Source organism: Lysinibacillus sp. NPDC047702, from assembly GCF_050272555.1.
Classification (GTDB): domain Bacteria; phylum Bacillota; class Bacilli; order Bacillales_A; family Planococcaceae; genus Lysinibacillus.
In genome coordinates, this window is record NZ_JBNNMG010000002.1 from 60,559 (window position 1) to 80,225 (window position 19,667).

The 19,667-nt window shown below is 34.8% G+C and carries 23 protein-coding genes; 16 read left to right on the top strand and 7 right to left on the bottom strand.

Going from position 1 to position 19,667, the window contains the following annotated elements; genetic code table 11:
• Positions 1-9: 9 nt before the first annotated feature.
• Positions 10-1,392, bottom strand: a complete 1,383-nt coding sequence (locus ACQKIM_RS01525) for a PLP-dependent aminotransferase family protein (RefSeq protein WP_427538005.1) — start codon at positions 1,390-1,392, stop codon at positions 10-12.
• A gap of 111 nt (positions 1,393-1,503) precedes the next feature.
• Between ACQKIM_RS01525 and ACQKIM_RS01530 the strand changes: the two genes are divergently transcribed.
• The 8 genes from ACQKIM_RS01530 (at position 1,504) to ACQKIM_RS01565 (ending at position 6,019) form a co-directional block, all read left to right on the top strand.
• Complete coding sequence (locus ACQKIM_RS01530; protein WP_427538008.1) at positions 1,504-1,944, top strand: GNAT family N-acetyltransferase; 441 nt, start codon at positions 1,504-1,506, stop codon at positions 1,942-1,944.
• A gap of 74 nt (positions 1,945-2,018) precedes the next feature.
• Positions 2,019-2,417 carry a hypothetical protein gene (locus ACQKIM_RS01535; protein WP_427538011.1) on the top strand — a complete coding sequence of 133 codons (399 nt, stop codon included), beginning with the start codon at positions 2,019-2,021 and terminating at the stop codon, positions 2,415-2,417.
• 180 nt (positions 2,418-2,597) lie between these two features.
• Complete coding sequence (locus ACQKIM_RS01540) at positions 2,598-3,206, top strand: CPBP family intramembrane glutamic endopeptidase (RefSeq protein ID WP_427538014.1); 609 nt, start codon at positions 2,598-2,600, stop codon at positions 3,204-3,206.
• A gap of 336 nt (positions 3,207-3,542) precedes the next feature.
• On the top strand, positions 3,543-3,728 hold the full coding sequence (locus ACQKIM_RS01545; RefSeq protein ID WP_427538017.1) for a hypothetical protein: 186 nt from the start codon (positions 3,543-3,545) through the stop codon (positions 3,726-3,728).
• Positions 3,721-3,888 (top strand): hypothetical protein, encoded by a 168-nt coding sequence (locus tag ACQKIM_RS01550; RefSeq protein ID WP_427538020.1) that lies wholly within the window; start codon positions 3,721-3,723, stop codon positions 3,886-3,888. Before ACQKIM_RS01545 ends, ACQKIM_RS01550 begins: the two co-directional genes overlap by 8 nt.
• 9 nt (positions 3,889-3,897) lie before the next feature.
• Positions 3,898-4,521: a hypothetical protein gene (locus ACQKIM_RS01555; protein WP_427538023.1), complete on the top strand. Its 624-nt coding sequence runs from the start codon at positions 3,898-3,900 to the stop codon at positions 4,519-4,521.
• Positions 4,522-4,674: 153 nt separating this feature from the next.
• Positions 4,675-5,193, top strand: a complete 519-nt coding sequence (locus tag ACQKIM_RS01560) for an RNA polymerase sigma factor (RefSeq protein WP_427538027.1) — start codon at positions 4,675-4,677, stop codon at positions 5,191-5,193.
• The gene (locus ACQKIM_RS01565) at positions 5,159-6,019 is read left to right on the top strand and encodes a hypothetical protein (protein WP_427538030.1); all 861 of its coding nucleotides are present in this window, start codon (positions 5,159-5,161) and stop codon (positions 6,017-6,019) included. Before ACQKIM_RS01560 ends, ACQKIM_RS01565 begins: the two co-directional genes overlap by 35 nt.
• Positions 6,020-6,090: 71 nt before the next feature.
• Here the strand turns inward: ACQKIM_RS01565 and ACQKIM_RS01570 are convergent, their stop codons facing one another.
• Positions 6,091-6,588, bottom strand: a complete 498-nt coding sequence (locus tag ACQKIM_RS01570) for a DUF1648 domain-containing protein (protein ID WP_427538033.1) — start codon at positions 6,586-6,588, stop codon at positions 6,091-6,093.
• A gap of 90 nt (positions 6,589-6,678) precedes the next feature.
• Between ACQKIM_RS01570 and ACQKIM_RS01575 the strand changes: the two genes are divergently transcribed.
• Together ACQKIM_RS01575 and ACQKIM_RS01580 are read left to right on the top strand one after the other, a co-directional pair.
• A complete protein-coding gene (locus tag ACQKIM_RS01575) occupies positions 6,679-7,419 on the top strand; it encodes a sulfite exporter TauE/SafE family protein (RefSeq protein ID WP_427538036.1) in 741 nt (246 codons plus the stop codon).
• A gap of 13 nt (positions 7,420-7,432) precedes the next feature.
• A complete protein-coding gene (locus ACQKIM_RS01580; protein ID WP_427538039.1) occupies positions 7,433-8,368 on the top strand; it encodes a PD-(D/E)XK nuclease family protein in 936 nt (311 codons plus the stop codon).
• Positions 8,369-9,315: 947 nt separating this feature from the next.
• Here the strand turns inward: ACQKIM_RS01580 and ACQKIM_RS01585 are convergent.
• Together ACQKIM_RS01585 and ACQKIM_RS01590 are read right to left on the bottom strand one after the other, a co-directional pair.
• Positions 9,316-9,483 carry a Fe3+ hydroxamate ABC transporter substrate-binding protein gene (locus ACQKIM_RS01585; RefSeq protein ID WP_427538042.1) on the bottom strand — a complete coding sequence of 56 codons (168 nt, stop codon included), beginning with the start codon at positions 9,481-9,483 and terminating at the stop codon, positions 9,316-9,318.
• A 356-nt stretch (positions 9,484-9,839) separates the two neighbouring features.
• Positions 9,840-10,094 carry a tyrosine-type recombinase/integrase gene (locus ACQKIM_RS01590; RefSeq protein ID WP_427538045.1) on the bottom strand — a complete coding sequence of 85 codons (255 nt, stop codon included), beginning with the start codon at positions 10,092-10,094 and terminating at the stop codon, positions 9,840-9,842.
• 199 nt (positions 10,095-10,293) lie between these two features.
• On the opposite strand from ACQKIM_RS01590, the gene ACQKIM_RS01595 reads away from it, so the two are divergent.
• The 6 genes from ACQKIM_RS01595 to ACQKIM_RS01620 all read left to right on the top strand — a co-directional run bounded on the left by ACQKIM_RS01595 (position 10,294) and on the right by ACQKIM_RS01620 (position 14,782).
• The gene (locus ACQKIM_RS01595; protein ID WP_427538048.1) at positions 10,294-10,848 is read left to right on the top strand and encodes a GNAT family N-acetyltransferase; all 555 of its coding nucleotides are present in this window, start codon (positions 10,294-10,296) and stop codon (positions 10,846-10,848) included.
• Between the two features lie 232 nt (positions 10,849-11,080).
• Positions 11,081-11,224: a hypothetical protein gene (locus tag ACQKIM_RS01600; RefSeq protein ID WP_427538051.1), complete on the top strand. Its 144-nt coding sequence runs from the start codon at positions 11,081-11,083 to the stop codon at positions 11,222-11,224.
• A gap of 235 nt (positions 11,225-11,459) precedes the next feature.
• Positions 11,460-11,879 (top strand): N-acetyltransferase family protein, encoded by a 420-nt coding sequence (locus ACQKIM_RS01605; protein WP_427538054.1) that lies wholly within the window; start codon positions 11,460-11,462, stop codon positions 11,877-11,879.
• Positions 11,880-12,106: 227 nt separating this feature from the next.
• Positions 12,107-12,886 (top strand): hypothetical protein, encoded by a 780-nt coding sequence (locus tag ACQKIM_RS01610; RefSeq protein WP_427538057.1) that lies wholly within the window; start codon positions 12,107-12,109, stop codon positions 12,884-12,886.
• A gap of 332 nt (positions 12,887-13,218) precedes the next feature.
• Positions 13,219-13,362 carry a hypothetical protein gene (locus tag ACQKIM_RS01615; protein WP_427538059.1) on the top strand — a complete coding sequence of 48 codons (144 nt, stop codon included), beginning with the start codon at positions 13,219-13,221 and terminating at the stop codon, positions 13,360-13,362.
• Positions 13,363-13,624: 262 nt separating this feature from the next.
• Complete coding sequence (locus ACQKIM_RS01620) at positions 13,625-14,782, top strand: MFS transporter (protein ID WP_427538062.1); 1,158 nt, start codon at positions 13,625-13,627, stop codon at positions 14,780-14,782.
• An 80-nt stretch (positions 14,783-14,862) separates the two neighbouring features.
• Here ACQKIM_RS01620 and ACQKIM_RS01625 read toward each other — a convergent pair whose 3' ends face one another.
• The 3 genes from ACQKIM_RS01625 to ACQKIM_RS01635 form a co-directional block, all read right to left on the bottom strand.
• Entirely contained in the window at positions 14,863-15,879 is a 1,017-nt protein-coding gene (locus ACQKIM_RS01625; protein WP_427538065.1) for a linear amide C-N hydrolase, read from the bottom strand.
• Positions 15,880-16,127: 248 nt separating this feature from the next.
• Positions 16,128-17,879 (bottom strand): ABC transporter ATP-binding protein, encoded by a 1,752-nt coding sequence (locus ACQKIM_RS01630; RefSeq protein WP_427538068.1) that lies wholly within the window; start codon positions 17,877-17,879, stop codon positions 16,128-16,130.
• A complete protein-coding gene (locus ACQKIM_RS01635) occupies positions 17,872-19,665 on the bottom strand; it encodes an ABC transporter ATP-binding protein (protein ID WP_427538071.1) in 1,794 nt (597 codons plus the stop codon). The genes ACQKIM_RS01630 and ACQKIM_RS01635 overlap by 8 nt, the downstream gene beginning before the upstream one ends.
• Positions 19,666-19,667: the final 2 nt, after the last annotated feature.

A 19,667-nucleotide genomic window follows, 5' to 3' on the forward strand; every position in this document is an offset into this window, starting at 1 on the left:
GCTTATTTATTATGTTAACCAAGCTTTTTTTAATAGTTGCACCCCTAAAACAACTTCATCTAGCTGCAATTTGCTAAAGCCTAGTTGAATGATAGGCTCAATGCTTGTTTGCTTAAGGAAAAAGGGACTGGTTGGATATACCCTCACGCCATATCGTGCAGCGCTTTCTATGAGTTGACGCTCAGAAAGTTGCGTATGTACTTTCACTAAAATATAGAGTCCTGATTGTGCACCTAATACTGTAATTTTGTCTCCAAATTGTTGTTGAAGCTCCCGTACAAGAAGATTGATCTTTTGTTTATAGGTAATCCGCATTCGTTTAATATGCCTTGTCCATTCGCCCTTTTCCATAAATGCTGCCATTGTTAATTGATGAAGAGAAGAGGCGTTATGCTCAAAATATTGAAAGCGTTCTTTATATGTAGAGACAAATGATTTGGGTAACACCATATAGCTTAAGCGAACGGCTGGTAAAAAGGATTTAGAAAATGTGCCAATATAGATCACACGCGATTTATCAATAGAGGCAAGGGCAGGGAATGGCTGCTGTGTATAGCGAAATTCGCTGTCATAATCATCCTCGAGAATATAGCCATCTATTTGTTTAGCCCACTGAATCAATGTTTGTCGCTGCTGGATGCTCAGTGAAACCCCATAGGGAAAATGATGGGAAGGGGTAATATAAATTAGACGTGACTGTAAATGGGTTAAATGCTGAAGCTGTGCACCATTTTCCAAAACAGGTAATGACTCTATATTGAAGTTATGTAATTTAAAGGCTTCACGTGCTCCGTTATAACCAGGATCTTCTAAAATAATACTTTCAAAATTCTCTTTTAATAAAAAGCCTAAATAAATTAACATTTGCTGTGTGCTGCTACCAATTAAAATGTCCCCTGAATCAACATGAACACCACGAGATTGTAATAAATAATCCACAAGCTGTTCCTTTAATCGAGGTTCACCAAACGGATCCCCATATGTATAGCATTCTTCCTCATGTAATATTTGATTGGCCATTTGTCGCCAAATCTTTAACGGAAAATACTGTTGATCGACAGCACCTGCTCGAAAATCAATGATGATATTTCCAGTGACTTGCTTTTTATTGGGAATGCCTGGTTGTGTCTCCTCATGAAAAAATACCTGCTCAAATTCATTGACAAAATATCCTTTTCGTCCTTCTCCTCGTATATATCCCTCTGCGACAAGTTGCTCGTAGGCAGTTAAGGTCGTATTGCGACTCACCTGTAGTGTATCTGCCAGCCTACGAATAGAAGGAAGAGTATCGTTTGTTTTTAAGCTACCTTGCTCAATTAAAGTTTTGATTTGCTGATAAATTTGCTTATATTTTGCCTCTTTATCTGTAAAGAAAAAAATAAAATCATTCATAAGGCTCCTTCTTGACATGTTGAAATATTTATTATTGTCACTTTTTATATGTCAGAATGTTTTTTATTATCATACAAGAAAGACTGATAAAAAGAAATGGAGAGATGTGCTATGGAAATGAAAACAGTAACACTTGCAACAGTTAAAGAGGTAGTCCCATTATTTAATGCCTATCGAGAATTTTATAATCAACCTTCAGATTTAGAGCAAGCCGAGCAATTTTTAAAGGAGCGTTTGCAGAAGGAGGAATCCATTATTCTTCTTGCGTATTTAGATGCTCAGCCAGTAGGTTTTGTCCAGCTTTTCCCTATTTTTTCATCAGTTGCGATGAAAAAAGCCTTTCTATTAAATGATTTATTTGTGACAGAGCATGCGAGAAAGCAAGGTGTGGCAATGCGGTTAATTGAGGAATGTTATGCATACTGTAAAAATGAGGATGCGCGTTATATAACCTTAGAAACAGCGACTGATAATATACAAGCTCAAAAGCTATATGAAAAGCTTGGGATGAAAATAGATCGTGATGTTTTTCATTATATTAAATATTGGTAGTAGTCAACTTAAAAATCCTAATAAGGAATATGATTTTTAAAACCTCACACACTAAATTGTGAAGGAGGTCTAGCATGAAAATAGTAGTAAAAAATTTAATGCTAATCAGCATACTAATGTCCTTTGCACCAGTCGGCTATGCTAATAATGACATTCAACAACATGCGAATGGTGAGGAGGGTCAGGTCGTTTATCACGTGAAATACGATTATAATGCTATTTGTAAGGTGCTCGGTATTTCGCAAGAGGTATATGATCAATATTGGAAAGAGGGCCTGTCCATCGTTGAGATGGCTGATAAAGTGGGCATAGAGCACCGTGAAATCATCAGCTATTTTGTGACTTTTCATTATCAAGAAATGCAAAAATGGCGAGAAAAGGGTGCCATGAACGAGCATCATTATTTTACATTGGTTTATGATTTAAAGGATGAAATTACAGATTTTATTGAACGAAATCCGAATAAACAATGACAGCGACTAGTAGATTCTAGTCGCTTTTTTTTATGATTAACATTCATTATTTAATTATTAAAATTATTAATTTAATGATTATCGTTAAATTAATATTGATTTTCTCTCAGCTGTTTTATATGCTTAACATAAAGAAATAACCACGATTGATAAAAAACTTAAAAGCAGGAGGAAAAAATAATGATTATTAATAGTGCAATCAGTGCCATTATTCAAGTTATTTTATTTTCAGTAATACCATTATGTTGGTGGTTTTTCACAGCAAGAAAGAAACAATCATTTTTATCATGGATCGGTATTAAAAAACCTGTCATCGAGAATAAAGGAAATTATTTTGTATGGTTTTTACTCACGATTTTTTTATTATTCGTACCGTCTTACTTAGTCGTCTTTTTTTATATAGACAGCTCACTTTTAGCATCAAATCGTTTTGCAGGACTTGGCTTTACTGCGATTATCCCCGCACTTCTCTACGCAATTATCCAAACGGGCTTGTCAGAGGAACTGCTTTTTAGAGGCTTTTTATTAAAAAGATTTGCACATACATTTGGTTTTCAGATAGGAAATATTGTGCAAAGCTTACTATTTGGTAGTATTCATGGATGGATGCTATTTTCTGTTATTCCTTTTGAAGTTGTTGTGTTAGTTGTGATTGTAACGGGATTAGCTGGTTATTTAATGGGGTGGATCAATGAAAAAAATTCCAATGGCTCCTTAATCACGAGCTGGTGTATCCACAGCGTGGGCAATCTGATTGTTTCCTTCTTCGCTATGTTTAACGTAATTTAGAGTTCAGGTATGTGATTTTTTAAGATAGGTTTACAACTTGACCGTTTACACGATTAGCAGCCCTAATCACCTAGCTAATTTGCATTTCATCCTTATCAATTGCATAATAGCTTAGAGGTGTTAGGAATGAAATTTATCGAACAAATTGTGAAGGCGTGCTTGATTATCGGTTTAGTTTTAATGGGAGGGCGTATTCTTACCGTAATACTCCACTACTTTCATATAGCGTTTACTTCTTTTTTTGTTGATTATCATGTTGCATCCATAGTTATACTATTGATAGGAATTATAGGTACAGAAATATTTAACAGTCGAAAAAGGAAGGGGCGAGCATAAATGACAGAATGGCCAAAGGGTGTAGCGAAGCCTGCTATACGAGCATTAAATGCAGCAGAGTTTACACAATTAGAGCAATTGCAAAAGATAGATTTATCAACATTAAAGCATTTACATGGTATGGGTCCGAAAGCGCTGGCGGCTATTGAAGCAGCATTGAAAGAGAGTAGGATACAAGATGAATAAGCTGACTTTATTTTTGCTGGCGATGGTCGTTTATTATATTTTGGTGGTCTTCATCATTAGTAAGTTATTTATCATTCCGATTATGAAGTTTATGGCACTTATATTCTTCATTGGCGCTGGCTATATCTTTTCCCGAAAAATGCGAAGGAAACTACAGTAGGAGGAATATATGAAGCTTGTAAAACTTACCCTTTTTTATCTAGCTATTATTATACTTGCAATGACGCTATCACTGGCAGGCGTTCGTCTATCAATCTCACTTGCTATATTTGCGCTTATTGTACTAGCGATAATATATAGACATATACATATTTTATATCGAACAAATAATATGCAGTTGGTGGATAAGCTTGTGAAAGATCGCAAAAAGGAGCCATTCTTTGCTTATCTTTATGCAGTAGCTTATGAAACAAAGGAAGATCAGCTACACTCATTAGATGTGGTTATTCAGAAACATAAGCAGCCAGCAGTGAAGTATAATTATATTTTTGTAAAGGCAATCATGGAAGAGAATTTAGCGGAAGCAAAAGATGCAGCTGATAAAATAAACAAAGAGCCATTAGCATGCTATGCAAAATGTTATATCGCTGCTCTTGAAGAGCGAACAGCAGATATGCGAAGTGCTAAGCTTACACAGCCATGGATGCAGCCGGCGATTGAAGCAATTTATGCCTATACCATAAAGAATGAAGCCTTGTTTCAACAGAATCAGCAAGAAAGCATTGATCTGGCACGAGGTGTACAAAAATATGCATTAATCCATTCGTTTAAAGAGATGCAAAAGAGTATGTAATAAATTCTAGGCTACTTGACGCTAATTGGCATCAAGTAGCTTATTTTTTCTTGCAAAAAAATAATGGTAATTTACAAATTATGCTGTCTGCTTCGTCTAATATAGTGAAGCTTAAAAAATGCAGCAGGAAAGCGGTATAAGAGAGGTGAAAAGATGGAATTTGATGAATTATATGAACAATATTTTCAACGCATTTATCAATTTATTTATTATATGGTTTCAGATCCTGGTTTAGCAGAGGATTTAACACAGGAAACATTTCTTCGGGTTTTTAAAGGGCAATTTCGAAACGAAGCTGCTTTAAGTACGTATATCAGAAAAATCGCACGAAATATTGTTTATGATACGTATAGAAAAAAGGCGTTGATTAAATGGCTGCCATTTCAAAAAAGTCATGAGGAACGGGAGACACATTATGTGCCACATGACTGGATTGTCCAGTCTGAAGAACGTCGACTGCTATATGAAGCCATCCAATTATTAAAGCCGGCGTATCGTGAAGTAGTGATCTACAGAAAAATTGAAGAACTGACATTGGCTGAAACTTGTGAAATTTTAGGATGGTCTACAGTAAAAGTAGCGAATACACAGCGAAATGCACTAAAAGAATTAGAGAAAATATTGGGAGGTGACGAATTTGGATTTGCACAATCGACTAAAGAAACTCAATAATTTACCAGAGGATCAGGCTGTAAAGTCGCGTATTTATGAGCGTATTCAGTACAAGAAGAAAAAAGGGTTAACGATCTGGAAGGAAGGCGTTTTACTATTAACAATGGCTGTGATTGCTCTATTTTTAATCCTATTACCACAAAATTCTTCATTACCACAGAGCGCCAATCAATCTATTCAAACGATTTATAAGTATTTTGGAGGAGAAGAAGGGAAATTCTTTGCTCGAAGTTCTGACTTGTATACATCTGTTGAAAGGGTTAACGATAGAAAAATCTATAACTTTTTTCAAGACCTTACACATTATGTTGAAGAGGGAGATGGTAGGCTAGGTGATTATATTACAGATGTAGTCGTTGTAAGGGATCATCAGGAGGAGCACTACCAGATTTCTGATACAGGTATGCTAAATATTGATAGTGGGCAGTTTTTTGTGGGAACATCAGATATGTATGGGGAAGTATTTCAATTATTATATAGTGTAAATACAAAACCGTGGATATTTATTCTTCCCCTTGTCGTCATCATAGTCAATTTATTTTCAGCCTACTACTATAAACGGCATAAATTAGATAATGATAAACCACCTAAACCAAAATGGTGGCTGCTACTATTATTCCTCTCAGTAACTTTCAGTATTTTTGCTTGGGCAACTTGGGTGGGCCCTTTATATAAGCCCTTGATGCTTGTGCTCGCCGTTTTATATGGTGTCATCATTTGGTATAATCTCAAACGAGACATCCAGCATTATGCTATCTATAAAGTAGAAACCATAAAAATCAGTATTATTACTGTTGCACTTGTTTTTATGATTATGAACTATTAATCCTGGTAATATCAAAAACACCTTTTGTTGAAGTACATCAACAATGAAGGTGTTTTTTCAATGGTAAACTGTTAAATTTTTTTTCCTAGTAAAACACCACGTATGATGCCTACGATAAATATCAGGCTTAATAAAACTAGAAAAAGGTAGGCATGCCATTGCTGTAAAATACGATCATGGCCTAATGCAACTGTTAAGTCGTTGAAAAGTGAATACGTAAAGTACAGTAAGATACTATTTTTAATGAGACAAAACGTCAAAATTCCATTTTGTCTCTGACTATGGGAAAGAGTTGGTTTATTTTTACGTAAAACTGGATAAGCAGCCCTGACCTCTAAGTAATGTAGTAGCAAAAATAGCATAAGTGCAATAAAAGGTAAGTAAAAAATAGCAATTTTTGGACCAAACTGGGCATGTTCACTTGTAAAGCTTTGTAAAACGGGTATAGAACCTGGCAGCTTATGATATTGGATAAGCGTTGCAGTCACACCCGCAAGAAATATAGTGCCGACAATCCATGTTAGCTGCATACAAAAACGTGGCGTAGGTGTTTTTTGCTGCTCGTTCATTGATTCACCTCGTTTTTCGTCATTCAAAATAGCATTCTGTTATACTGTATCATAGAATGACATCATGTGTGGTACAGAAAGAAGGATTACATGGAATACTTATTGTTTTTAAGCATTGGAATTGCTGGTAACGTCATTGGCACATTGGTCGGGGGTGGGGGATTGATTACTCTGCCAACCATGATGTTAATGGGAGTACCGGTTCATTCAGCGATTGGCGCTAATAAAGTGTCTAATATGGTGAGTGCCTTTTCCAGTTTTTATACGATTTATAGAAGAAAAGAATTGGCTTGGACGGAAATGCGATCCGTTTTACTTGTGTCGCTGATTGGGGGAACACTTGGAGGCTTATTTGCATCATTAATGAGCAGTCAGTCCTTGACGCTTATCGCCATTATTTTACTAGGGTTTGCATTGATTATGTCATTTATCGGTGGGGCTGATTTTGGCGAAAGAGAACACTTTATTATGAATCGTAAAAATGGTCCAATTCTGATGGGTGTTGGTTTTTATGATGGAATGTTTGGTCCAGGAAGTAGTACACTGGCACTTTATACATATGCACATGAGAAATTATCTTATATAAAAGCTGTAGGGCTGTCACGTGTCGGTGTTTTTGCCATGTGCTCTGGCGCAGCGATTACGTATATTGCCACAGGAAAAATCGAATGGCCACTAACACTTATTTTAATGATTGGATCAACTATTGGCGCACAGATTGGTATTGTCCTTGCTCGAAAGGTCAATGCCAAACAAGTAAAGCTTTTGCTACGTGTTGTAACTATTGTTTTAATAATACAGCTCGTCTATGATTTTATGAAACAGCTCTAAGGAGGCGCTTAATATGTTTGACATCACACCATATCCAACTTTTTCGTGGTCACTCTCCCGGCATAAAACATTAACCAGCTGTGCACGAAAATATGGCTATGAATATTATTTTTCACATAATGGCTGGCTAAGCTACAATGTAGAACCCTTTCATCAACATGTCTATCGCCTAAAAAAGCTACAATCCATGCCGATTTTATTTGGGCAAATTGTCCACCGATATATCGAGCAGGCAATTAATGATTATTTACAAACAGGAAAGGCGCCAACTGTAGAGGAGCTGATACATTGGGCACGAGGTCAGCTTAATGCAGCTTTTATTGACTCCACACGCCATTCTGAATTATGGAGACAAAAGCCTACAAAATATTATATGATGCAGGAAATCTACTATACTGGTAAGCTGAATCCTGAGCTTGTTCAGGACTATAAAGAACGTTTACAGCTTATCTTTAACCATTTGTTGATGAGTGAAACATTCCAGCAAATCACAACACAAAAGGGCTCTCTACGCATTGGTGAGCCTGAACAATTCCGCTCCATGAAAATGGACAATATCCAAGTATTTGTTGTGATGGACTTCCATTACTTTGATGAACTTACAGATAAGTGGGTGATTGTCGATTGGAAGACGGGTGGAGAGTCTGACGATGACCGTCATCAATTAGCGCTCTATGCCTATTATGTACAACAAAAATACCGTGTATCACTTGAGCAAATCGAGGTATATAACGAATATTTATTAACAGGAAAACGTAAGAAATATGTATTTACTGACATCGATATGGATAATATTTTGTATACATTTCAGCGTAGTGTCTTGGAAATGAAGAAGTACCAAGCCGATATATTTTCGAATGAGCCGCTAGACCTCGAGGACTTTGAACAAACCCTTGAAAAATGGCATTGCCGCAGGTGTAATTTTCGGGAATTATGTGATGAAAAATAAGTTAAGAAATGAGCAAGTGACCAAAAAGTGACCAATCAATTTAAATCATCAAAATGGTCGCTTGCATCATTTTTATCCTTCTTTGTTAAATGACTAAATGTGTTGATTGTCATTACCTACAAAGTCACGCAATGTTCCAAGTATAGATGAAAAAGGTTTTTTAGATTTCGAAGACTTGATAAAAGATTTATTAAAAGAAATAACAAGTGCTGTTGTAAAAAGTTTTCCTAAATAATCTTTCTTCTGTTGTACAGTAAGTAACTAAAAAATTATATAGTAAACATTATTAAAGTGTTCTCTTTTGAGAATGCTTTTTTTGCACAAAAGGAGGTGAACCCATGTCTAGCTTATTACATCAAGGAATCGAAAAGTAGCTCAGGAGTACCTATCTATATATCCTCAGAATAATGTAGTTGTTGAGAGAAGCTTAGCTCAAATCAAGGAGAGGTTAGGAATTGAAACAAAGAGGTAAGTAAAGGGTGAGCACATAGATAAGATGCATAATTATTACTGGTATTTATTTAATTTGGATGGAAATGGGAAAAGACCACTCCGTGATGAATGGTCTTAATCTTTTGTATTTATGGTAAGTTAGTAATAATAGAAATGGGAACAGGTTAGTGTAATTAAAGATTTATAATTAATTGGATAATATTAGCTAAAAATGTATATTATCCAATGCGATGTGATTATATTTCTTTTTAAACCATTTGTTGGATATTTACTAAATACTTAAATTGATATAATAATTCAGGTGCAACTTTTCCCTTCTGCACAAAGGGCTAAGATGCACCATTCCTCAACTATACACAAATGACCAGGTACTCAATTAATTTTGAACCTGGGCTTTTTAGGCTATGTTAATGTTTAATGTTGTTTTTTAATAAAAAATGGGAAACTCTGTTTTCTATGAGTTTCCCTTCCTGTTTTACATAGGTATACTTTCATCAATTAGTTTGAAAGCAATTTTCACATATGAAACTTCCTTCATTTTTTAAGTATGCTTTTATTTCAGTCATCCCTTTACGCTTTGGATAACGCATTTTTATAAAAACAACTTCGTCATCCTTGATTTCTTTATCACATTTAGCACACTTAGGCTCTTCGCCAAACATTTATATCACCCCTAATTAAATTTTATTTATATTCTTAATACGAATAGGTTTCATAAAAGTTCCTTTAAAAGGGCATATAGACTGAAAAGTGACCTAAAACGATTTTTAGTAACAGTTAGTGATTAATAAAGAAAATGCTACGATTGAAACCCGTTGGTAAATAGAGCGTTTGATTTAAACTGAAACTTTATGAAAGTTATAATTAAGTACCAAGCCGATATTTTTTCGAATGACCCACTAGACCTCGAGGACTTTGAACAAACCCTTGAAAAATGGCATTGCCGCGGGTGTAATTTTCGGGAATTATGTGATGAAAAATAAGTTAAGAATTGAGCAAGTGATCAAAAAGTGACCAATCAATTTAAATCATCAACATGGTCGCTTGCATCATTTTTATCCTTCTTTGTTAAATGACTAAATGTGTTGATTGTCATTTTTATATCAAAGTGACCTAGTTGCTCCTGTATGATCTTAAAATTTACATTCCGACTGACCATAAATGAAGCGTAAGAATGTCGTAAAGCATGAAAATTCAACTTTGGTAGCTGTACTTTACAATGATTCTTCTTGAAGTAAAATATATTGAAGAGTATTCGTGCACAGAAATTCATTTGGAAGGTCTTGCTATCTATATAAGTCGTTTACTCAAAGATTAAGTATAACTAATAGAGCTTTTGATTTAAAAGATATAATTTATCTGAGATAGTTCGCTATATGTTAGCGAACTTTTTTGTAGGTAAATGGAAAAATTATGATAAAATTGTTATGAATTTGCGAGTAATTAGAAATATAAATTGGGGAGACAGAGAAATGAAAACAAGGGAATTACCGAAAATCCAATTAAGAGAATTAACTCTTTATGACGTTGAAGACCGTTATCAATGGTGTTTAGACAAGGAAGTAACAAAGCATTTAAATTTGCCAGAGAGGTATCCGCCTTTTAGTAGAGAAGAAACTGAAAAATGGATTGAAATGTGCATAAACAAGACAAATGGATATGAACAAAAAGCCATCGTCACAGGAGAGGGAAAACATATTGGCTGGATTGATATAAAAAATATCGACAAGTTAAACAAACACGCTGAATTAGGGATTGCAATAGGGGATAAAAACTATTGGGGCAAAGGTTTTGGTCTTGCTGCGATGGAAGAAATGCTTTTATGGGGATTTAACGAATTAGGGCTAAATAAAATTTGGCTCAGAGTTGAAGTGGATAATGAAAAAGCTATCAAATCTTATAAACGTATGGGATATGCAGAAGAAGGTATTTTAAGACAAGACAGATTAAGAAATGGAGAATTTATTGACCGACTTCGTATGAGTATTTTGAAAGGCGAGTTTCTTCAAAAGGAGCAGATAAAATGAAAAATAAACCTGAACCAATAGAAGCAGCCTTTTAGTTTATTGAAATACATTTTCCTAATTGTCAGGGAGCTATTTTAGCTGGGAGTGTTGTTCGTGGACAACTCTTAGCTATTTTTTATGTTATTTACAATGTAAATAGCATTTTTCTCTCCCAAAACGGAACCCGTTATATTACGATACAGGTTTTTAAATTAAAGCATAGAAACAAAGATGAAGGTTAGGAGGGATTTTATTGAATGATAAGAAAGTTGGAATACTATTCACCTTTATATTCGGTAGTTTAACCCTTTTAATTGTGTTTATTTTATTGTTTTTTTCGTTTTTTGGTGAAGAAATACTAGAATTCTTTAAAGATGGTTTTTCAGAGGATTATTAAACTGTATTTTAATTTTAGAATGCAAAATGAATAGCTTATAAGACCGCTTAACAATAAGTGGTTTTTTTGTTTAGTCAATTAATCTGTAGTGAATACCATAAATAAACCGATTCTGACCAACTGTTCATTGGATTGAACTATTATGGCTAGTTTAGTGAAAGAAATAAGATTTTGATTTCATATTAAATATAGATGGGATTTATGTTATATTTTAATAGAATTGGAGAGTGATATTATGAATATTAGAGAAGCAAGTGAAGTAGATTATCCTGATTTAAGACGCATTTATCTGGAATCACGCCGCAAAAACTTCCATTGGGAACATGTAGAGGAATTGACATTAGAAGATTTTGATAATGATACAGAAGAAGATTATGTAATTTTAGTTGAGGAAGACGGTGAAATTCTGGGGTTTGCGGCACTATACTTAGCAGATAATTTTATACATTGTCTTTTTGTTGACCCTACTTGCTCTGGTAAGGGTGTTGGTGGTTTATTATTGAATGCCTCCATAGATAAAATGAATACACCATTAAGTTTGAAGTGTGTATCTGAAAATTATAAGGCACTCAAATTCTATGAAAATAAGGGTTGGAAGAAAGTTGTTGAAGAAGGGAAACCTGGAGAAAAGTATTGGGTTTTGGAATACAAATAATTAATGAATACTTGATTTATTAATTGATTCAAAACTAATAGATACTATAAAGAACGAGTGGTTATTTGTGTTTGCTTTAGCTTGGTGAGGTACAAGAATTGAGGAGAATTTATATTAAAGGTGAAATACTCTGAAATTATTGATTTTTTACATCGCTATATTTCCATTAAAATCACTAGTATATTCAGATATTAATTTTTCTTAAAACTTTACTGAGGAGGAGAATCATGAAAAAATTATTTATTGTGTTACTAGCAGCATTTGTATTTGCAGTAGTAAATCCAATAAAATCAGAAGCAAAAGTGATGTATGATGGAGCAGAAGTTGTAAAAGGGCAAACCGGAAAAATGACCTTTAAAAAAGATATCAAGGTATACAAGAAAAATTCAGATGGTACATTTGATTCGCTGATGGTTAAGCGCAATAATTTCTTTAAAACGTATGATATTGAGAAATATGATGGAAAAACTTTCTATCAAATGGGGCAATATCGGGTACAAGCAACGGATTTGGTAGTTTTCAAAGAAGTACCAATCGATATTCGTACATCTTTCTATAACAATCCGGCATTGGTCATGATTAATCATCTTGGTGTTGAAAATCCTGGATATCCATATTCCTACATCAAATATGGTGAGTATTTAAAAGTTGGAAAACGTGAAGAGGTTTGTACTCCAGCATTATTACTAGTTTCTATTGAGAAGGGCAAATTATATCGCCATTATTGTGCAGGAGATATTGAAGGAGGACCAGTAATTAATACCGGTATTCTTGATAGCACCGATATTCGAATTTTTGAAAAGATAACAAGAAATGAAGGATCCTATATATTAACAGAAGATACAGAGCTATACAATGGTCCGGTGATAACAAGATACTCTAGAAAAGAGCTGAAGGGAACTGTCTTTTATTCATCAGGAATTGAGATCAATGGTTATTTGATGGTGGGAGATAAGAATTTTGATTTTGTTCCAGCAAATCTATTAAAGCCAGTTGTAGATAAGTGATAGATTATGAATTATATATAGCTCTCTTATTTATTTGATAAGGGGGCTATTTTTATGTTTGGTTGACATACAGATAGGATAAATGCTTATTAGAGTACCCTAGTTAAATAAATCGCAATAATAGCACTTCTTCTTGATTTAACTTGAAACAATGTGAAAGTATTTTTTAGTATTAATTCATTCCAATAAGTCAACAAACTTGGAGGACTTTAAAACCTTTAAAAATGACATGTAGAAGCAATAAATATTGAAAGAAGAATTTGCTTTTTTCATCAACTTGTATTAAATTATACTAAGCTATTAATTGATAATGAGAGAGGAGGCAAAAAGCCATGGAAACTGTTTTCAGAAGAATTGCAACTGAAGTAAAAACATATTTACAACTAGGTGATTTACTGTCAAAGGGACCAGTCTGTATTTTTTTAAGTAAACTTCATATAGAAAATAGCCGGAAGCTTTTTGCCTTTGTATTATAAAAATTAGAACTTTTAATGTTTGCGCATTATACAAAGCCATGATTAGACGCCGGATTTGATGGCGTCTTTTTGTGTTCTACAGGAGAAGAATTGGGATGGACACAATGATGAGATGTTTGTCACAAAGATTATTATAATTCCTCCATATAACAGTGATAGAAAGGGTGAGACTAGTTGTTTAAAAAACTTAGACAATTTAGGAATGTTTCAGTGTGCTATTCGCTTCTAATTTAATAAATAATTAGAAGCGAGGACATAAACTATGAAAAAGCAAAAAATTTTTACTACATCATTTCTTTTTTTATTTATAAGTAATTTTTTAATCTTTATAGGCTTTGAAATGTTATTACCAATTTTACCAGCCTATTTATTAAGCATAAATGCCTCTTCTATTCAAGTAGGCTTGGTAACAACCATATTTACGATTGGCGCAATTTTAATAAGACCTTTCGTAGGTTACTATCTGATTGATAATAAGGGAAAACATCTTGCGATTGGTGCATGTTTGACTTTATTGATCATTACTATGCTGTATCCTTTTCTTAACATTATTTGGCTTTTCCTATTGTTACGATTTTTCCATGGAGCAGCATGGGGAGTATCGACGACAGCCAATAGTACAATGGTTGTCGATTTAATTCCTAAAGCTAGATTAGGAGAAGGAATGGGGTATTTCTCTATTTCAACAACAGTTGGCGCAATTATTGCACCAAGTATAGGTATCCTTATCTATAATGCCTTTTCCTTTCAAATCTTAATTTATTCATCTGTAATACTCAGCCTATTAGCAATAGTAGCGCTTCAATTTGTCTACTCATCTACACCTGCTAAATATGAGAAGCAACCGTTTCGATTTGTAGAAGCGATTTTTGAAAAAGAAGTAAGGTTCCAAGCATTATTGACCGTTATTACGACACTTGGCTTTGGAGCGATTATAACCTTCTTAGTTCTTTTTGGGGAACAAAAGGGAATAAAACATATTTTCTTATTCTTTCTTATCAATGCGATTGTTTCCACTTTAATACGACCATTTACAGGAAAATGGTTTGATAGAAATGGACCATGGTCTATTATCATTGTGTCAGCAACATTAGGATTTTTCTCACTTGTCATGTTATCCTATACTACAAATAATTTTTCTCTAATAATTGCAGCAATTTTATTCGGGGCAGGTTATGGAACAATTATGCCATGCTTACAAACATGGACTGTTCAAAAAGTAGATGAAGCAAAAAGTGGGGCAGCCAATGCAACTTTTCTTTCTAGTTTTGATGTTGGTGTTGGCATTAGCGCATTTGTATTAGGGATTTTAGCAGAATGGATTAGCTTAGAGATGATCTTCCGTCTTGTGAGCATAAGCTTTATAATAGTTGGAATTCTAGTTTACGCAGATTCTATAAATAAGAAGAAAAGCAACTAATCCTATCAAAAGGACCAGGCACTCTACTTAGTTAGAGGCCTGGTCCTTTAAATAATTTATACAAGCAAGTGCTTCAAGTGTTAGCTTTTAACGTTAATTTTGTTGAGTTTCTTTATATCCTGTGCACGATCCCATTCAAAGGTGATTAATGTTTGACTATCTAAATCCTCATCCATTAAGGAAACAGAAGAAATTCTACTATTATCATAGAGTTTAAAGTAATAGTTTTTACTTTGTGAGCACATTGCTGACGTATAAATTGTATAATCCGTATTTCCATCCTTTGTAAGCACAACACCCTTTGGAATATTAACAGAAGAAAGGATATGGAATAGGTTTGTTACGCCCTCGGTTTCATTTTTAGCTTCTTCCGTATACTTCTTCCAGTAAGCAACACGAAGGAAACGAGCTGATGGTGTGAAATCACCTGGAAGTCCCAATGCGCCAGCACCTTGTCCAAATGGTGTAAGCTCTAAATCACCCATCGTAATATCATTTGGTGGGTAAGGGGTAACACCAATATAGGCCCTCAGATTCGTCTGATGCCATTCATAGCCAGGGCTATTCGTCATTACACCAATTGTCTTACGGTGAACGGTAATTCCTGTTTTATCTGGCTCAATCACAATTGTTTCACCAGAAGCATCAGTGAAAGTAAAGTGTAGAGGAGGAGCGAATCCAAGAATGGCATTGGCTTCATTAAGAAGAGTAAATGCCTCTAATCTCGTCAGCACATCATCAATGGTTACACAGTTACCTAAAATTTGTGATACCACGTAAACCGGATTTATGCCTCTTTTACCTTCTTCGAGCTCCTCTGCATAAGTCGCAAATGTTGCATAGTATAGCATTGCTCCCATTAAGCCCTTTTCATTAACACCATCGTATAATACAGGGGATGAAATATCGGTGCTGCCCATCCCAATGAATGCATATTGATTATTTATAACTACATCTTCCTTTTCAAGCAATCGTATTCCATAATTACGTGGCACAATGATAACTTTACTATCTGGTTCCATTGTGAAATCCATTGTTCGAGCAAATAGATTTTTGTTATCTGTTGTGTGAATTGCTAAACTACTACAACCTAACATGAAAACCACTCCTTTGAAATTATCCTTCAAGGCTTTCGATGTAAAAAACCTTTTATAGGAATTTTTGTAGGTTTTACCCTATTAATAGAGTAGCATACTTTATTGGTAATTAAAACATAAATGTTAAAAGTTAACAATATTTACAAACCCATAAATGGATAAAATCATAAAAATTGCTAGGAAATAAGAGAGTAGTAGTACAAACACTTCATCAAGGTCTGTACTACCGTTTAATGTTTGTGGGCATTTTAAGTGGTAAGATTCCAGTTTTCTGCGGCCTGGCGAATATCAATAAAGCGACGATATACACCTTTTTCTTTCATTAATGAGCAATGTGTTCCCTGTTGAATAATTTGACCATCCTCTATAACGATTATTTGATTGGCATTCTGTATCGTTGCTAATCGATGGGCAATAATAATGGTTGTTTTTCCTTGAATTAATTCTTCTAATGCAGCTTGAATATGTGTTTCATTCTCTGGATCAAGACTTGCTGTCGCTTCATCTAATATAATAATGGGTGCATTTTTCAAAATAGCACGGGCAATCGAGATACGCTGCTTTTCCCCGCCAGATAAAGAGGAGCCACCATCACTTAGAACCGTATCATAGCCATTTTCCAGTGACATAATAAAGTCATGGCATTGTGCCTTTTTGGCTGCTTCTATAACCTCATCCTTTGAAGCATTTGGATTCCCAAAAAGAATATTATTATAAATCGTTTCGTTAAATAAATAGACTTTTTGAAATACCATACTAATCGATGATAATAAATTGTTTAACTGCATTGAGCGAATATTAGTACCGCCAATACAGATAGCTCCAGTGTCAACATCATAGAATCGGGCAATCAAATTGCAAAGAGTGGTTTTTCCAGAACCAGATGGTCCAACAATTGCTGTGGTTGTGCCTTCCTCGACTGTGAAGGATACATCCTGAATGATAGGTCTTTCATCGTACGCAAAGGAAACCTGATTGAATTGGATCGCATATTGCGTAAGCATGGTATCTTGACCCTCTTCGTCAATAAATGTTGTATTTTCAATGGCTTCAAGTTTATCGAGCGTATGATTAATCGTTTCCAACACATGTGTTGCATCGCTAATGGGCTCAATACTATCAAACATAACAAATGAGAATAACGTAATAAGGAACATATCAGCAAGTGTCATTTCGCCATTCATCACTAAATAACAGGCAACAAATACAAGTAATATAGAGGCAAACTTTAAGGCTAGTCGATGTCCAACATTGAAAACACCGAATCCTTTCTGAATAGTTATATTAATTTGCTTACTATTACGAAAGGCATCCTGAATATTTCGTGAAGCAATACCTTCCTGATTAAAATTCTTGATAACAGACATACCACGTAAGTATTCTAAAGTCGCACTAACAAGCTGATGCTGACTTTGCTGATGGAGGTTAGCATTTTTTCGACTATGTCTTTGTAATAGTCGCAGGAAGATAGATGACACAATAATACCGCCAATTGCTACGAGAGCCATAATTGGCTGATAGAATGATAAAAATAGAATCATTGTAAATGTTAGAATATAACCATTTACAACGACATCAATCATTTTTATTCCCATCATTTCAAAGAAGGACAAATCTGTTGTAACGGTACTATTAATATCACCTATCCGATGTTGCTGAAAAAATCCAAGTGAGACTCTTTTCAAGGTATGTCCCATTTTAATCCGATGATCTGCTGTTATTTCATAGCCGATGCTCTCCTGATAACGTGCCTTTAAATAGGCAAAGATAAAACGACCGACAATGGCTAGTACTAAAAATACTAACAGCAACCAGATTGCATCTATTTCTAAAGCGTTTTTTCCATAATAGTCATCAAGCATCATTTGCAAGCCATGAGCTGTGATGACAATCGGCAGGGCAATACAAATAGATTGCAAAAACGACAGCATAAATCCAAGGTATAAACGTTTTTTATATGGACCAATCCACTGGATAATTCTCGTCATTATTTTAATCATTTAATGATACCTCCTGAGATGGATTCTTATCAGAGAGGAGTCCATGTTCCTTTGAACCAATATGAGCCATCCATAATGTTTGATAAAGCTCATTCGTTGCGAGTAATTCATTATGAGTTCCGATTTTATGGATACTGCCATCCTTTAACACTACAATTTGATTGGCATGTTTAATTGTGGACAATCTATGAGCAATGACAATGAGCGTTTTATCCTTCGCTAGCTCGTTAAAAGCTTTTTGAATTTCTGCTTCATTTTCTGGATCAGTAAAGGCTGTTGCTTCATCCAGTATTATGATAGGAGCATCTTTTAAGATAGCACGTGCTATGGCGATTCGTTGCTTCTCACCACCAGATAGCTTGTTGCCTGCTTCACCAGAATCAGTGTCATAGCCGTTCTCTAGTCGAGCAATAAACGTATCACATCTTGCTAAACGTGCGGCACGATAGACTTCTTCATCACTTGCCTGTGGATTTCCCATTCGAATGTTTTCAAAAAGACTAGTTTTAAATAAAAAGTTATCTTGTGCTACATAGCTAATCTGTTTTGCCAACTCATTAGGATGAATATCTTGAATCTTGGTATGTCCAATCGTAATGGAACCTTCAGTAACATCCCAAAAACGTGCTAATAGCTTGGCAATTGTTGATTTTCCACTTCCTGACGGGCCCACAAGAGCTGTATAGCTTTTTTCAGGGATGGTTAAAGAAAGATGGTGAAGCACATTTTGCTCATCATTGTAGCTAAACGAAATATCATTCAAGGTAATATCATAATGCTCCAACACTGTTGCTTCTTCTTTTATAGGAAGTGATTCTAAATGTAAGTATGCTTTTGTATCATCAATGGCATATTCAATAGCCTTGAAATCATTGATAAAAACAGTAAATTTCATAAGTGGATAAATAAGCCCCATGGATAAAATAAGGCAAATAATTAATTGTGCAGGATTAATAGCACCTTGGTAATATAACCATAAACCGATGGGAAGAGTACCGACAAGGGTAGATGGTAAAATAGCATTGCCTAATGTCATCCATGGCCATGTGCTACGAAACCATTGCATTGTATAATTTTTAAAATCTGTAATAGCATTCGTAAATTTTTCATAGGAAGCATTTGTTTGATTAAAGGTTTTTATGACCTCGATGCCCTCCACATATTCTACAATGACACTATTTACATGATTGCTTGCATCCATATAGTGCTGATACTGGGTGTTGAAATTTCTCATCATAAAGGCATAGACAATAAGTGCAACTGGAACTGTAATAAGAGAGGCAAGGGCAAGCCGATAGTCAATTGTCAGCATATAGATAAAAACACCTATAGGCAGTAAGAGGTTCGAGATGCCTTCAGGAATAATATGTGCTAATGGCAATTCTAAAGTTTCCACGCGATCAATGATAACATTTTTAATCCTACCAACTGGTTGATTTAAAATATGACCAAGAGGTGCCCTTATTAATCGTTCAGCAATTTGCAGGCGAATTTCCTCCAAAATATGATAAGCAGCGCGGTGAGAGAAATAACTAGAAATTGCATGAAACACTGTTAAAGCAATGTACCCAGCAGCCGCTATAGCAATCCAAAAAAGAAGGCGCTGCATTGTTTGTGTTCCTTCAATTAAAAGTATTAGTATTTGATAAACAGCCACATATGGAACTAGTCCACCTATAACACTCATAATGGCTAAGAGGATGGATAAAGAAAGTGATACTTTAGAGCTCCCTGTAAATTGGAGGATAGACTTTATCCAATGTTCTTTTTTTTCAACCTGTTCCACCA